At 67.4% G+C, this 334-nt stretch carries 1 protein-coding gene; it reads left to right on the forward strand.

Annotated features, from left to right (window positions below; all coding sequences use genetic code 11):
* Positions 1–334 (forward strand): hypothetical protein (locus APY03_RS43065; protein ID WP_198161385.1); only part of this gene is annotated, 334 nt, incomplete at both ends.

Here is a 334-nt window from a genome sequence, read left to right on the forward strand (position 1 = left end):
TTCGCGCCAACATGCCCCCGGTCAGCTTCGCTGATGCACAGCGCGTCCTGAAGACCAGAGTCCTTCCGACCAACGTCAATCAAGGCGTCACTGCTGCGCCCAAGGCCGGCAAGACCTCCACGTCTACCTCTACCGCCACCTCCCTCGCAAAGATCGCCGGCGACGCCGCCGCCTCCGGCCCCGCCTCCATTGCCGAGCTCGCCCGCGCCTTGCGCCACCACCCCGACCTCATCTACCAGTACGTCCGCAACAACGTCGAGTACTACCCCACCTTCGGCCTGCAGAAGGGCGCGCTCGGCGCCGTGCTCGACAACCAGGCCACCGCCCACGACCA

Origin of the sequence: Variovorax sp. WDL1, assembly GCF_001541225.1 — a bacterium.
GTDB lineage: Bacteria > Pseudomonadota > Gammaproteobacteria > Burkholderiales > Burkholderiaceae_C > Variovorax.